Source organism: Haemophilus sp. THUN1691 (genome assembly GCF_059704425.1).
Genome location: NZ_AP046578.1, coordinates 1,280,839 through 1,295,359 on the forward strand (window position 1 = coordinate 1,280,839; position 14,521 = coordinate 1,295,359).

The 14,521-nt window shown below is 37.1% G+C and carries 17 protein-coding genes; 8 read left to right on the top strand and 9 right to left on the bottom strand.

The genetic code is table 11. The features are described from left to right. Positions 1-5: 5 nt before the first annotated feature. Complete coding sequence (gene rng / locus AC6H0J_RS06150) at positions 6-1,481, top strand: ribonuclease G (RefSeq protein ID WP_005629333.1); 1,476 nt, start codon at positions 6-8, stop codon at positions 1,479-1,481. A gap of 67 nt (positions 1,482-1,548) precedes the next feature. Here the strand turns inward: rng and AC6H0J_RS06155 are convergent, their stop codons facing one another. Then, a complete protein-coding gene (locus AC6H0J_RS06155; RefSeq protein ID WP_118816951.1) occupies positions 1,549-1,920 on the bottom strand; it encodes a hypothetical protein in 372 nt (123 codons plus the stop codon). Between the two features lie 111 nt (positions 1,921-2,031). Between AC6H0J_RS06155 and AC6H0J_RS06160 the strand changes: the two genes are divergently transcribed. Both AC6H0J_RS06160 and AC6H0J_RS06165 read left to right on the top strand, forming a co-directional pair. After that, complete coding sequence (locus tag AC6H0J_RS06160) at positions 2,032-2,577, top strand: sigma-70 family RNA polymerase sigma factor (protein WP_106013269.1); 546 nt, start codon at positions 2,032-2,034, stop codon at positions 2,575-2,577. Between the two features lie 9 nt (positions 2,578-2,586). Beyond that, positions 2,587-2,760 carry an anti-sigma factor family protein gene (locus AC6H0J_RS06165; protein WP_005628777.1) on the top strand — a complete coding sequence of 58 codons (174 nt, stop codon included), beginning with the start codon at positions 2,587-2,589 and terminating at the stop codon, positions 2,758-2,760. 103 nt (positions 2,761-2,863) lie between these two features. Here AC6H0J_RS06165 and AC6H0J_RS06170 read toward each other — a convergent pair whose 3' ends face one another. Next, positions 2,864-3,727 carry a DMT family transporter gene (locus AC6H0J_RS06170; protein WP_046952864.1) on the bottom strand — a complete coding sequence of 288 codons (864 nt, stop codon included), beginning with the start codon at positions 3,725-3,727 and terminating at the stop codon, positions 2,864-2,866. 175 nt (positions 3,728-3,902) lie between these two features. Between AC6H0J_RS06170 and msrAB the strand changes: the two genes are divergently transcribed. From msrAB to AC6H0J_RS06190, 4 genes are all read left to right on the top strand, one after another. After that, a complete protein-coding gene (msrAB, locus tag AC6H0J_RS06175; protein WP_046952865.1) occupies positions 3,903-4,961 on the top strand; it encodes a bifunctional peptide-methionine (S)-S-oxide reductase MsrA/peptide-methionine (R)-S-oxide reductase MsrB in 1,059 nt (352 codons plus the stop codon). Between the two features lie 11 nt (positions 4,962-4,972). Then, positions 4,973-5,614, top strand: coding sequence for a cytochrome c biogenesis protein CcdA (locus AC6H0J_RS06180; protein WP_046952866.1), 642 nt, complete (start codon positions 4,973-4,975; stop codon positions 5,612-5,614). A gap of 41 nt (positions 5,615-5,655) precedes the next feature. Beyond that, on the top strand, positions 5,656-6,126 hold the full coding sequence (locus AC6H0J_RS06185; RefSeq protein WP_118816950.1) for a redoxin family protein: 471 nt from the start codon (positions 5,656-5,658) through the stop codon (positions 6,124-6,126). A 180-nt stretch (positions 6,127-6,306) separates the two neighbouring features. Then, entirely contained in the window at positions 6,307-7,224 is a 918-nt protein-coding gene (locus AC6H0J_RS06190; RefSeq protein WP_192885325.1) for a LysO family transporter, read from the top strand. Between the two features lie 67 nt (positions 7,225-7,291). Here AC6H0J_RS06190 and AC6H0J_RS06195 read toward each other — a convergent pair whose 3' ends face one another. The 3 genes from AC6H0J_RS06195 to moeA form a co-directional block, all read right to left on the bottom strand. Then, the gene (locus tag AC6H0J_RS06195) at positions 7,292-7,615 is read right to left on the bottom strand and encodes an HI1450 family dsDNA-mimic protein (RefSeq protein WP_005628170.1); all 324 of its coding nucleotides are present in this window, start codon (positions 7,613-7,615) and stop codon (positions 7,292-7,294) included. 66 nt (positions 7,616-7,681) lie between these two features. Beyond that, the gene (gene moeB, locus AC6H0J_RS06200) at positions 7,682-8,413 is read right to left on the bottom strand and encodes a molybdopterin-synthase adenylyltransferase MoeB (RefSeq protein ID WP_118816949.1); all 732 of its coding nucleotides are present in this window, start codon (positions 8,411-8,413) and stop codon (positions 7,682-7,684) included. 3 nt (positions 8,414-8,416) lie between these two features. Next, a complete protein-coding gene (gene moeA, locus AC6H0J_RS06205; protein ID WP_046952870.1) occupies positions 8,417-9,631 on the bottom strand; it encodes a molybdopterin molybdotransferase MoeA in 1,215 nt (404 codons plus the stop codon). A 137-nt stretch (positions 9,632-9,768) separates the two neighbouring features. On the opposite strand from moeA, the gene folE reads away from it, so the two are divergent. Beyond that, entirely contained in the window at positions 9,769-10,425 is a 657-nt protein-coding gene (folE, locus tag AC6H0J_RS06210) for a GTP cyclohydrolase I FolE (RefSeq protein ID WP_005628173.1), read from the top strand. 107 nt (positions 10,426-10,532) lie between these two features. On the opposite strand, the gene AC6H0J_RS06215 is transcribed toward folE, so the two are convergent. The 4 genes from AC6H0J_RS06215 to potA all read right to left on the bottom strand — a co-directional run bounded on the left by AC6H0J_RS06215 (position 10,533) and on the right by potA (position 14,476). Next, a complete protein-coding gene (locus tag AC6H0J_RS06215) occupies positions 10,533-11,615 on the bottom strand; it encodes an extracellular solute-binding protein (protein WP_005628174.1) in 1,083 nt (360 codons plus the stop codon). Positions 11,616-11,743: 128 nt separating this feature from the next. Continuing rightward, a complete protein-coding gene (potC, locus tag AC6H0J_RS06220) occupies positions 11,744-12,514 on the bottom strand; it encodes a spermidine/putrescine ABC transporter permease PotC (protein ID WP_118816948.1) in 771 nt (256 codons plus the stop codon). Continuing rightward, a complete protein-coding gene (gene potB / locus AC6H0J_RS06225; protein WP_005638601.1) occupies positions 12,514-13,374 on the bottom strand; it encodes a spermidine/putrescine ABC transporter permease PotB in 861 nt (286 codons plus the stop codon). Before potB ends, potC begins: the two co-directional genes overlap by 1 nt. Beyond that, the gene (gene potA / locus AC6H0J_RS06230; RefSeq protein ID WP_005645368.1) at positions 13,358-14,476 is read right to left on the bottom strand and encodes a spermidine/putrescine ABC transporter ATP-binding protein PotA; all 1,119 of its coding nucleotides are present in this window, start codon (positions 14,474-14,476) and stop codon (positions 13,358-13,360) included. The genes potB and potA overlap by 17 nt, the downstream gene beginning before the upstream one ends. Between the last annotated feature and the right edge of the window lie 45 nt (positions 14,477-14,521).

Sequence of the window (14,521 nt, forward strand, 5' to 3'; positions counted from 1 at the left end):
ATAAAATGGATGCTGTAGAGTTATTGATGAACGTAACTCCTAACGAAACACGCATTGCGCTAGTAGAAACAGGAATGTTGCGCGAAGTGCATATTGAACGCCAAGGCAAACGAGGAATTGTTGGAAATATTTATAAAGGTCGTGTGACTCGAGTGTTACCTGGAATGCAGTCGGCTTTTGTTGATATTGGTTTGGAAAAAGCAGCTTTTTTGCACGCTGCTGACATTGTATCTCATACGGAATGTGTAGATGAAAATGAACAAAAGCAATTTAAAGTTAAGAGCATTTCAGAATTAGTACGCGAAGGGCAGGATATTGTTGTACAAGTGGTGAAAGATCCGCTTGGTACAAAAGGTGCACGTTTAACAACAGACATCACATTGCCATCGCGTCATCTTGTTTTTATGCCGGAAAATAGTCATGTGGGCGTTTCACAACGTATTGAAAGCGAAGAAGAACGTGCCCGTTTAAAAGCATTGGTTGAACCATTTTGTGATGAACTCGGTGGTTTTATTATTCGTACAGCCACAGAAGGAGCAAGCGAAGAAGAATTACGTCAAGATGCTGAATTTTTAAAACGCTTATGGCGTAAAGTCTTAGAACGTAAAGTTAAATATCCAACTAAATCAAAGATTTATGGTGAGCCTGCGCTTCCACAACGCATTTTGCGTGATTTTATCGGCACAAACTTAGAAAAAATTCGTATTGACTCTAAACTTTGCTTTGGCGAAGTAAAAGAGTTTACCGATGAATTTATGCCTGAATTAAGCGATAAACTTGTTCTTTATTCTGGCAATCAACCTATCTTTGATGTGTATGGGGTTGAAAATGCGATCCAAACAGCGCTAGATAAACGTGTTAATCTCAAATCGGGTGGTTATTTAATTATTGAGCAAACAGAAGCCATGACCACTATTGATATTAATACTGGCGCATTTGTGGGGCATCGTAATCTAGAAGAAACCATCTTCAATACCAATATTGAAGCAACTAAAGCTATTGCACAGCAACTCCAACTACGTAATCTTGGTGGCATTATCATTATTGATTTTATTGATATGCAAACAGATGAACATCGCAATCGAGTATTAGAATCTTTATGTGATGCGCTTTCTAAAGATCGCGTTAAAACCAATGTGAATGGCTTTACGCAATTAGGACTTGTAGAAATGACCCGTAAGAGAACTCGTGAAAGCCTTGAGCATGTGCTATGCGATGAATGTCCAACGTGCCATGGACGTGGTCGGGTGAAAACGGTCGAGACAGTTTGCTACGAAATTATGCGTGAAATTATTCGGGTTTATCATTTATTCAGTAGCGAACAATTTGTTGTTTATGCCTCGCCAGCGGTTTCCGAATATCTTATTAATGAAGAATCTCACGGCTTACTGCCAGAAGTGGAAATGTTTATTGGTAAACGAGTGAAGGTGAAAACAGAACAGTTTTATAACCAAGAACAGTTTGATGTGGTGGTGATGTAAATTTTACTTCAACAAAGTGCGGTGAAAAATTTTTGAGATTTTTTACCGCACTTTTAAAAGTATCTTTTTACATTTTTTCTTTTGTCATTTTCATTTTTTTATTTGATTTCATCTTTTTATCAGATTTCATTTTCATATCAGATTTCATGCCCATTTCATCAGACTTCATCATATTGTCAGACTTCATCATATTGTCAGACTTCATCATATTGTCAGATTTCATCATGTGGTCAGATTTCATCATGTGGTCAGATTTCATCATGTGGTCAGAGTGCATTTTCATATCATCTGATTTCATCATTTTTTTCATTGGGGTATTCATCATCGGTTCTGATTTCATTGGCATGGCATCAGATTTCATTTCTTCTGCATAAAGGGTGCTTGCACCAAATAACATAGCCATACCTAAGATTGCACTTTTCAATGTAATATTTTTCATTTTGAATTTCCTTGTTTGAGTGGTAAAAATAGTATAGAAAGAAATTGTTTCTTTCATGCTATTAGACGAAAAACTCTTTCATTTCTTACAAAAAATTTTAAAGGAATTAAAATGAATGCTATTTCTGACACGGAACTCCAACAAATTCGTACGCAGATGCTGAAATTTGCAACGTTACAGTTGCACCATGCCGATCTTGCTGAGGATTTAGTACAAGAAGCCTTTTTAAGTGCATTTAACAATCTCGCGAATTTTAAACATCAATCCGCTTTTAAAACCTGGGTTTTTGCTATTCTAAAAAATAAAATTATTGATTACCTTCGCCAGAAAGGACGCTTTGTATTAGAAAGTGAGATTGAAGATGAACAGTCAACTAATACATTTTTTGATGATACAGGGCATTGGAAAATAGAATATTATCCGAGCGAATTACAGGGAGAAGAGGAAACGGTGTATTCTGATGAGTTTTGGTTGATTTTCGAAACTTGTCTGACTTGTTTACCAGCTAAACATGCCAAAATTTTTATGATGAGAGAGTTTTTAGAATTGTCATCGGATGAAATTTGTCAAGAAACTCAGCTTACCACCTCCAACTTGCATACCACACTTTATCGGGCCCGTTTGCAGTTGCAAAATTGTCTATCAAAAAAACTTTAGGAGAAAATTATGCGTTGTCGCCAAGCCACTCGAATGATTTCCGAATCGCACGAACGTTCATTAGATATACAAGAAAAAGTTGGGTTAAAAGTTCATTTAGTTACCTGTCCACATTGCCGCCGTTTTCAAAGAAATTGCGAAACCTTAAGCGAGATGATGAAGAAATTTAAAGATTCACATTAGGAATTTTTGACGGAGTGAAAAACACCGTTATTTTTCACCGCACTTTATTGAGCCAGCTATAACCTATATCGCACTGAATTTAATGTTCTTATAAATAAAGTGTTTATTTCTTCAGCTTCGCCAATAAACTCACTGCGCCCACAATTACAATTGAACCGAACCAAAAATAGAGATTAGGTGTATGATGCCAAAATAGCCAGTCAAATACGCTAGAGAAAATCACACCTGTGAAAGCAAATGGGGTAATGACATTGGCTGGCGCATATCTGAAAGCGCGAGTGAGTAATAATTGGAAAATCAATCCAAATCCGCCCACCAATAGCAATAAACCAAGCTCGTATAAATTAGGGATTTTCCATTGGTTAATAAAGAAGATTGGTAACATGAACGTACCAATCAGATGAAAATAAAATACGATATTTTTTGGTGTGTTGTATTTGTTTAATTCTTGTAAGCCAATAAATGCCATTCCTGCCAATATAGCACCAGATAATCCAATCAGCACATAAATCGGATCAACATTGCCACTGTGATTGGTGAGTAAAATAATGGAAACGCCAAGAAATCCGATTAAGCTACACAAAAGCACATTAAGTGGAGTTTTTTGATGGAAAAAGAGCAATAAAATTGGGATAAATAGGGCAGAGGTATTCATCAATAAGACAGCAATAGAAAGCGGTAAGAACTTCACAACATAAAAGTTAATCAACATGCTTGATACACCCGCGGCATTTCGCAGGATTAAAAATTTCCATTGACGAGTATCCACTTTAAAATCTCGATCTTTAATCACAAAAGGTAGTAAGAAAAGCAAGCCGATTAAAAAGCGTGAAAATAAGGTTTCACTTGCAGGGATTGTTTGAGAAGCGGTTTTGACAAATACATTCATCAAGGTAATGGAAAAGTACGCTGATACCATAAAACTAATCGCTTTGTGATAAAGCGAAGGAGTGGAATGTGATTGCATATAGATTTTTTACCTTAGAAAAGAGGGAGAAATAGTGTGTTTTAGCTCTTTATTATTGGTTATAACAATGAATTTCAGTCAATTTCTTTAAAAATTTTACAAAAATCTGTAAGAAATCGGATTATCCGCCGTCTAACCTTATGTAACGTTAATTTTCACATCATAAGGAAAAACAATGAAACTATCAAAAACATTTCTATTCATTACCGCACTTTGCTGTGCAGCACCAACTTTAGCAATACAAAATTCAACATCATCTGGAGAACAAAAAATGGCAATGGAAAATACGCAAAATATTCGTGAAATTTATCTTGCTGGTGGCTGTTTCTGGGGTATGGAAGCATATATGGAGCGGATTCACGGTGTGAAAGATGCGATTTCTGGCTATGCCAATGGTAATACGGAGAAAACTAGCTATCAGATGATTGGGGTAACCGATCATGCAGAAACGGTAAAAGTCACTTACGATGTAAACCAAATTTCGTTAGATAAATTGCTTAAATATTATTTTAAAGTAATTGACCCAACGAGTGTAAACAAACAAGGTAACGATCGTGGCAGACAATATCGCACAGGGATTTATTATCAAGATGAGGCAGATAAAGCGGTGATCGAACAAGCACTCGCCCAGCTTCAAACCAAATATAAAAAACCAGTGCAAATTGAGGTACAACCGCTTAAAAATTACATCGTAGCGGAAGAATATCATCAGGATTATTTGAAGAAAAATCCAAATGGTTATTGCCATATTGATATTAGCAAAGCAGATGAACCTGTGATTGACGAGAAAGATTATCCGAAACCGAGTGATGCAGAACTCAAAGCGAAATTGACACCGTTGCAATATTCCGTCACTCAAAATAAACATACTGAACGCTCTTTCAGTAACGAATATTGGGATAACTTCCAACCTGGTATTTATGTTGATGTCACCACAGGCGAGCCTGTTTTCTCTTCAAATGATAAATTTGAATCAGGTTGTGGCTGGCCAAGTTTTACGAAACCGATCATTAAAGATGTAGTGCATTATGAAACCGACAACAGCTTCAATATGCAACGTACCGAGGTGTTAAGTCGTGCAGGCAATGCCCATTTGGGTCACGTATTTGATGACGGCCCGAAAGATAAAGGCGGTTTGCGTTATTGCATTAACAGCGCATCAATTAAATTTATTCCGTTAGCCGAAATGGAAAAGGCAGGATACGGATATTTGATTCAATCAATTAAAAAATAAGGAGATGTAGGATGTTAGATCAACAACTCCTTATTGGAACTGTATTTTTAGCTGGGCTTGCTTCTTTTCTTTCGCCTTGTATTTTCCCGATTATTCCAATTTATTTTGGTATTTTGAGTAAAGGTGGTAAAAAAGTCCTAAATACTTTTTTATTTATTTTAGGGCTTTCCCTTACATTTGTCAGTTTAGGCTTTAGTTTTGGCTTTTTAGGGAATATTTTATTTAGCAATACCACACGTATTATTGCAGGGATTATTGTTATTATTTTAGGTATTCATCAACTCGGTATTTTCAAAATTGGTTTGTTGGAACGCACGAAATTGGTTGAAATCAAAACATCAGGAAAGTCAACCGCACTTGAGGCATTTGTCCTTGGTTTAACCTTTAGCCTTGGTTGGACGCCTTGTATTGGTCCGATTCTGGCTTCCGTGTTAGCTTTATCGGGCGATGAAGGCTCTGCACTTTACGGTGCATCAATGATGTTCGTTTATGTTTTAGGCTTGGCAACGCCGTTTGTACTGTTTTCATTCTTTTCAGACAGCTTGCTAAAACGTGCCAAAGGGTTAAATAAACACTTAGACAAATTTAAAATCGGTGGCGGTGTTTTAATTATCGTGATGGGCATTTTATTGATTACGAATAATTTTTCGTAAAGCATAATCTCAACAAAAGAAATCTATAAAAGGAAAAAGCAATGAAAAAACTACTATCAATCTTTCTAATGGCATTCAGCCTAAACACTTTTGCACAAACTAATTTGGCGGATGTGCAACTCAAAGATTTAAACAATCAGCCAGTGACTTTAAGCCAATATAAAGGCAAACCTGTGTATGTAAAAATGTGGGCATCTTGGTGTCCGATTTGCTTGGCTGGATTAGCTGAAATTGATGATTTAAGTGCGGAAAAAGATCGCAATTTTGAAGTGATTACCATTGTTTCGCCCGATCACAAAGGCGAAAAAGACACTGCTGATTTTATTGAATGGTACAAAGGATTGGAATATAAAAATATCACAGTGCTTTTAGATGAAAAAGGCGAAATCATTGATAAAGCAAGAGTGCGAGGCTACCCGTTTAATCTCTTTTTAGATAGTGATTTAAACCTGAAAAAAACCATACCAGGACATTTGGGCTCAGAGCAAATAAGTAAGTTTATTGAGAAATAAAATCAAGCGGCTGGTAATTAAAATTTAACCAGCCGCTTTTTTATTTCTGGCATAACGTAGATATGCTTTCATTGGGAATTTGGTAGATTGATAAAAAGTATATATTATAAATAGTGCTTAGATATTGAAATGGTCTTTACTTTTACAGATGAGATAAAAGTAATAGTGGTGAAGGAAACAATGGAAGAAATAATTAACGGACTACTCATTGTGCTTGTGCCGATGGTGCTGGGTTACTTAGTCAAAATACAGAATCAAAATGCGTTGTCATTCATTAATAAAATTGTGATGTTATTGCTTTACATTATTTTATTTATGATGGGGTTTATGCTTGGGCAACTAGAGCATTTAGAACAAAAATTGCCAATTATTGGTATGACCGCTTTAGGGCTGTCCGCTATTATTCTGACTTGTAATATCATAGGCTTGGCTATTTATGACCACACTTTGCCTAAGTCTGTTAATTATTTACAGGGAGAATTACCATCTCGTTGGCATTCGTTAATGGACTCAATTAAATTATTAAGTGCGGTAATTATTGGCATCGTTTTAGGTTGGCTGTGCAATGATTGGTTGCATTTCCCACATGGTTCCAATCTTTACGTGCTTATTGCCCTGATCTTTTTTGTCGGGATTCAGCTTCGTAATAACGGCATTTCCTTGAAAGAAGTCTTATTAAATAAACAAGGCTTAATGATGGGGGCAATTTTTACCTTAAGCTCTTTAGTTGGTGGTCTTATTTCAGCATTTTTTCTAAGTATGCCTATTACTCAGGGGTTAGCCTTTTCATCGGGATTTGGTTGGTATTCTTTATCAAGCGTCGTGCTGACAAATGCTTGGGGGCCGATGCAGGGCAGTATTGCCTTTTTCAATGATTTATCGCGTGAAATATTGAGCTTATTTTTGATTCCATTGTTTATGCAACATTATCGCTCTACAGCTATTGGGATTACAGGCGCAACGGCATTAGATTGTACATTGCCTATTATTCAAAAATCAGGCGGAATTGAAGTGACGCCTATCGCCATTTCTTTTGGTATGGTGACAAATTTATTACCTCCGTTGTTGTTAGTTTTTTTCTCAAGTTTTCCAATTTGATGGCTTGTGAATTTTAAGCGAAAAGAAAAAGGGAAATCAGATGATTTCCCTTATTTTTACGTTATCGTTACTTTTTCCAAATAACGTGAAATTCGCGATCTTCTTCTCGGTGAGAAATTAAGAATTTAGCAAAGACATCATCCATTTCATCTTGCTCATTGACTAATCCCACCCACACTTCAGCGTATTCTTCTGGGTCAATTAGTACACCAATTTCTTCTTCCCAATCATCGGCGGTTTCAACAAATTCCACCCCACCGCGTTCTTCAAATTGTAGATTGAATAAAAGAATATCGGCAGGATCTAAATTTTCCCCAGCCATTTCTAAGAAAATATCGTAAGCAATATCAATGGCTGTATCGGGATCAAGTTTTTTAATTTCTGTAGTCATAGTGTTTTTGTAGTAAAGGTTATGGTTAATAAAAGTGCGGTTAAATTTTTTCTCTTTTTAAGCGTTTTATTCCATATTGGTTGGAAGTTTTATTTCTCGAATATTCATCGAAAAACCATCAATCATCAATAAACGGCCACACAAATTCTTACCGATTTTTAACCGCACTTTAATTGCTTCTAAGGCTTGAATCGTGCCCACAATGCCGACGATTGGTGCAAGCACGCCAGCTTCTACACAGCTTAATACATTTTGTCCAAATAATTTGCTGAGATCACGATAAGTTGGTGTATTTGGTTCATAAGTGAAAACGGAAACCTGACCTTCCATCCGAATTGCAGCGCCAGAAATGAGAGGTACTTTTGCATTACCACATTGACGATCCAACTGATTACGGATTTCCACATTGTCTGTACAATCTAAAACAATATCAAAGTGCGGAATGATTTCTGCGAGTTTTTCTTCGTCTAACTTCGCATTAATTGTCTCGATGTTTATATGTGGATTGATTTGTTCTAGTGCAATTTTAGCGGATTCTACTTTTGGCATATTCAAGCGTGCATCACAATGCAAGACTTGTCGTTGAAGATTCGAAAGAGAAACAGTATCGAAATCCAACAGCGTTAAATTTCCAACACCTGCTACTGCGAGATATTGGCTGGCTGCACAGCCTAAGCCGCCAAGCCCAACGATCAGCATTTTGCTTGCTTTGAGTTTTTCTTGCCCGTCAAAATCTACGCTTTTAAGAATAATTTGACGGTTATAACGCAATTCTTCTTCGTGACTAAGTTCGATCATTTTTTATCCTAATAAATGATTGAAAGGCTCAATCGTCACTGTTTCACCGGCAGAGACATTGCCACGTTCTTGTTCTAAAACGATAAAACAATTGCTTTTTACAAAAGCACTAAAGAGATGAGAGCCTTGGAATCCCACTGATTGTACTTCAATTTGGCCTTGTTCATTGATGTGATAGAAACCCCGTTGGAAATCTAAACGACCAGGTGCTTTTTTCAAATTCGTTGTGGCAATGGCTGAAAAGTGCGGTGGTTTTTTCCATTGTTTTTGGCCTTGCAGTTTAGCAATGAGTGGCTGAACAAGTTGATAAAAAGTCACTAATGCGGAAACAGGATTGCCAGGTAAACCACAGAACCAAGCGTTTTCTAATTTACCAAAAGCGAATGGTTTGCCCGGTTTGATTGCAATTTTCCAGAAATTTACTTGGCCTACTTTTTCTAATACTGCTTTAGTAAAATCCGCTTCACCAACGGAAACACCGCCACTGGTAATCACTAAATCGGCTTGGCTTTGTGCGGCAATAAATGCCTTTTCAAATTCAGCTTCATTATCAGGCAATAGTCCTAAATCAATGACTTCACAGTTTAGTTTTTCTAGCAGTAATTTTACGGTGAAACGGTTGGTGTCATAGATTTGTCCGGTTTGTAATGGTTTGCCGACTTCGACAAGTTCATCGCCAGTTGAGAGTACACAAACTTTTAATTGGCGATAGCATTTTACTTCTGCAATGCCTAGAGAGGCTAATAATGGCAAGGAAACTGGGGTGAGCGGTGCGCCTTGTTCTAATACCACATCGCCTTTTTTTACATCTTCGCCAATACGACGGATGTTTTGATTTGGTTTAGGCAATTCACTAAAAGTGACGGTGCCGTCTTCATTGAGTGTCACTTGCTCTTGCATTATCACTGCATCTGCGCCTTCAGGAATCATCGCGCCAGTCATAATTCTGATCGCACTTTGTGATGACCATTCCCCTTGGAATGGATTACCTGCAAAAGATTTTCCTGCTACCGAAAGCGTTAAAGATTGTTGTAAATCCGATAAACGTACAGCATAGCCATCCATTGCTGAATTATCGAAAGAAGGAACATTAATAGGTGAAATCACATCTTCTGCACAAATTCGATTGGCGGCTTCTTGTAAATTTAGGTATTCAGTTTGAGTCGGGAAGGGAATCTGTTCGAGCATTTTCGAGCGAGCTTGATCCAATGTAAGCATAGAAAATCCTTATTTGATAAAATTTGTCAGCTATTTTATATCTAAAGCCTAATTCATTCAAATTTGCAATTTTTCTCATTTTACCATCCCATTATCCTTTGCTAGAATAGCCGATTATTTTTTTAGGAAAGACTATTATGAGCAAAATTTCACTGGATGCACTGAATGTAAGACATGCCTTGATTGAAAAAGGCATTGAAACACCCATGATTGATCCAACACAGGCTAAAGATGAACGTCGAGAAAGCATTGCAAAACACATGCATGAAGTGATGAAGTTGATTGGATTAGATTTGCGAGATGATAGTTTGGAAGAAACACCAAATCGTTTAGCTAAAATGTTTATTGATGAGATTTTTAGTGGAATGGATTATGCAAATTTTCCTAAAATGACGAAAATCAAAAATCAGATGAAAGTCAGCGAAATGGTGCAAGTGAATGACATCACGCTAACAAGCACTTGTGAACATCATTTTGTTACGATTGATGGTAAAGTTTGTGTGGCGTACTATCCAAAAGATTGGGTGATTGGTCTTTCTAAAATTAATCGAATCGTTTCATTTTTTGCTCAACGTCCACAGGTTCAAGAACGCTTAACTGAACAACTTTTGACAGCATTTCAAACAATTCTTGAGACAGATGATGTCGCGGTATATGTGAAAGCGACCCATTTCTGTGTGAAAGCGCGTGGTATTAGAGATACAAATAGTTATACTGTCACATCTGCTTATGGTGGCGTATTCTTAGAAGATAGAGATACTCGTAAAGAATTTTTAGCTACAGTTCAGAAGTAAAAAATAGTTAATAAAATAGCCGCACTTCAATATCAGTGCGGCTATTTTTTATATTTAGCTCAAATAGAAAAGTGCGGGGAAATTTATCCGCACTTTTGGATTGTAGATTATTTAGCTGCTTTTAATTCTTGATAATATTGTTCATAGAATTGAATTGCATCGCCAACGTCATCTTGCCAGTGACTATTTTTTAATACATCAGCTGGTGGATAAATCGCTGGATCTTCAGTGATTTCTTTTGGTAATGCTTTTTTCGCTTCTAAGTTAGCTGTTGGATAGCCAATTGCTAAGGTTAATTTTTCTGCAGCTTTAGCGCCTAACATATAGTTAATAAGTTTATGAGCGCCATCTGGGTTTTTAGCGGTTTTAGGAATTGCTAAAGTATCAACCCAAAGTACAGGACCTTCTTTCGGGAATACCATGTCTAAAGGTGCTTTTTCTTTTTTAGCAATACGTACAGAACCATTCCATAATTGACCTACTTCAACTTCACCCGAAATGAAAGAATTCGCTGGGTTATCGGAATTGAAAGAAAGTACGTTTGGACGTAGTTTTAATAATTCTTCATAGGCTTGTTTGATAATGGCTGGATCTTGAGTATTTGGATCTTGACCAATTTTCAATAAAGCGATGTTGAATACTTCGCGCGCATCGTCTAATAACTGAACTTTGTTTGCAAATTCTGGTTTCCACAAGTCAGCCCAAGAAGTGAATTGAGTTCCTTTATAAGTGTTGGTATTGAATGCAATACCTGGTGCACCTAATAATTGTGGAAGAGAGTATTTGTTACCTTTATCATAAGGTTTATTGAGCCAATCAGGATCTAATTCTTTAATAACAGGTAATTTGCTGTGATCGAGTTCCATTAACATGCCTTCTCTAGACATTTTAGAGACGAAGTAGTTAGATGGTGCAATCACATCATAGCCACCAGCAGCACCTTGAGTTTTGAGTTTTGCATACATTGTTTCGTTTGATTCTAGGCTTGAAACGATAACTTTGATGCCAGTTTCTTTAGTAAACTCATCTAAAAGACCATCTGGTACGTATTCAGTCCATGTGTAGAGGTACACGGTGTCATTGGCAGTAGCCGGAGATTTTGCAGCTTCAGCTTTGCTATCTTTATCATTACAAGCAGTTAAAGTTGCAGCTACTAAGCCTGCAGTAATTAAACCTGCGAATTTTTTCATTTTTGTTTGTTCTCCGTAAAGAGTCGTAAAAAAACCACCTGTCGAATGACAGGCATAAAAAAACGCCTTGATTGTGCGTCAAGGCGTATTCTATTTTAAATTCAAAGGTTTGTGAAACCTTTTGTTTATTAATGGTTATTTTTTCGTGTAATTAGCTGGCTTAAAACTACAAGAGCCAGTGAAAGCACAATCATAATAGTTGCTAAAGCATTAACTTCAGGTGTTACACCGGTTTTCACCAGAGAGAATATTCTCAATGGTAAGATTTCATAACTTACACCGCTGACGAATGATGAGACCACAACATCATCTAATGAAATAGTGAAACTTAATAACCAACCAGATACAACTGCAGGTAATGCTAAAGGAAGGATAATTTTACGTAAAATAGTCACTTCGCTTGCACCTAAGTCTTTCGCTGCTTCTAACATTCTAGAATCAAAGCCATTTAATCGAGAGAAGATAGTTACGGTCACATAAGGTAAACAGAAGGTCACATGAGCCAGTAATAAAGACCAGAAACCTAATGAAATACCCACAACCATAAATAATGCAAGTAAAGATACTGCCATTACAATATCTGGAGACATCATGACGATAAATAACATACCGCTTACCGCTTGTTTACCGCGGAATCGATAGCGATAAAGTGCGATTGCAGTTAATCCACCTACAATAGTAGCTAGGGTAGCCGCAAAAAATGCAATAGTTACCGAATGAATTGCTGCTTGTATTAAGGTGTCGTTATTAAATAAACGCTCGTACCAGTTCCAGCTAAAGCCTTTCCAACTTAAACCATAACGATCTTCGTTAAAGGAATTGGTGACCAAAATAATGATTGGGATATACAAATAAGCGTATACCACAAACATAAATGCATTACGTAGTAAACGACCCATTATTCTAACTCCACTTTCTTATTCAATAGTTTGTTCGCGCGGTAGTACACGAAAATCAACAATGCCATTAGAACAGTTAAACCAATACTGATTGCAGAACCAAATGGCCAGTTACGAGAAATTAAGAATTCGCTCTTAATTACGTTACCAACTAGCAATACTTTTGCTCCGCCCAGTAAGTCTGCAACGTAGAACATACCCATTGCCGGTAATAATACTAATAAACACCCCGCGATAATGCCTGGCATGGTTAGTGGTAAAATGACACGGAAGAAACGTTGGAATGCATTTGCGCCTAAATCTCTTGCAGCCTCTAATAAGCGACCGTCTAATTTCTCAATCGCAGAGTAGAGTGGCAAAATCATAAATGGCAATAGTAAATAAACTAAGCCAATGATTACCGCAATTTCTGTATTCAAAATGCGAATGGGTTCACTCAAAATTCCCATATCCATCAACATAGTGTTAAGTACACCTTTCACACCGAGAAACACTTTCATTCCATAAATACGGATCAACGAGTTTGTCCAGAATGGTAAAACCACAAGGAATAATAAGAGCGGTCGATATTTAGGATTAATTTTGCTCATCATGAAAGCAAATGGATAGCCAACTAATAAGCAAATAATGGTAGCTATGCCCGACATATACAATGAATTCCACACAACTTGTGCATAAAGCGGATTAAACAAGTTTGTGTAGTTTTCAATGGTGATTGGGAAAGCGTAAAAGTCGCTACCGTCTCTAGTCAGAAAACTTACGGCGAATACCAATAAGTTTGGAATCAACACAAAGAAGATGAGCCAACTGAAGATAATCGCAACAGTAATTTTCTGGAATTTATTATTGATTATCTTCATCGTTGAGAACAACCTCCCAGCCTTCATGCCATGTGATGCCTACGCGTTGACCTACGCTATGATCCATATGTGGATCATCTTCGTTAAAGAATTCACTTACAAGTACACGCATGCCATTATGATCAAATTCTACCGTTGATTCTAATGTCATTCCTTTATAAGTGCGGTCAACAATGTGGCCGATAATCGCTTTAGAATGTTCATTTTCATCTAATTCTTCAATCACAATATCTTCAGGGCGAAGGAGTACTTGAAGTTTTTGATCTTTCTCAACAGGCATGTCTGTGTAAATATCACAAACTCGACCTTCAACATTCGCGAGTACAACTTGTTCTGACTTACGTTCAATCACCGTTGCTTCAAATACGTTAATTTCGCCAATGAAACGAGCAACGAATAAGTTAGCTGGGTCTTCATAGATTTCACGTGGAGAACCATCTTGTGCGATTTTACCTTTACGCAACAACACAATACGATCAGACATTGTAATCGCTTCTTCTTGATCGTGGGTAACGAAAATAAAGGTAATACCAAGCTGACGTTGTAACATTTTGAGTTCATTTTGCATTTGTTTACGCAATTTGTAATCTAATGCAGATAAAGATTCATCAAGTAACAACACTTTTGGTTTATTTACTACGGCGCGAGCGATGGCAATACGTTGTTGTTGTCCACCAGAAAGTTGAGTTGGCTTACGATCTGCCATTTCTTCTAGCTGTACCATACGCAAGGCTTCTAAAACACGCGGTTTAATTTCATCGTTTGGTACTTTTTGCATACGCAAACCAAAAGCCACGTTCTCAAAAATTGTCATATGTGGAAATAGCGCATAGCTTTGGAATACCGTATTAATATGACGTTTTTCCGCAGGCACATTGGTGATATCTTCACCATCTAAAATAATGCTACCTGAATCCAATTCTTCTAAGCCTGCAAGTAAGCGTAAAACTGTGGTCTTACCACAGCCTGAAGGGCCAAGAATAGTGACAAATTCACCGTTATTAATTGTAAGATTGAAATCGTTAATAATGGTGTTAGAACCATAGGATTTTTTGATTGAACGAAGCTCAATAATAGGCTTGTTTTGAAGCTGATTTTCCACTAGCTTTGGTTTTCTCCCTAATTTCACCAATGATTTGGTACTGAG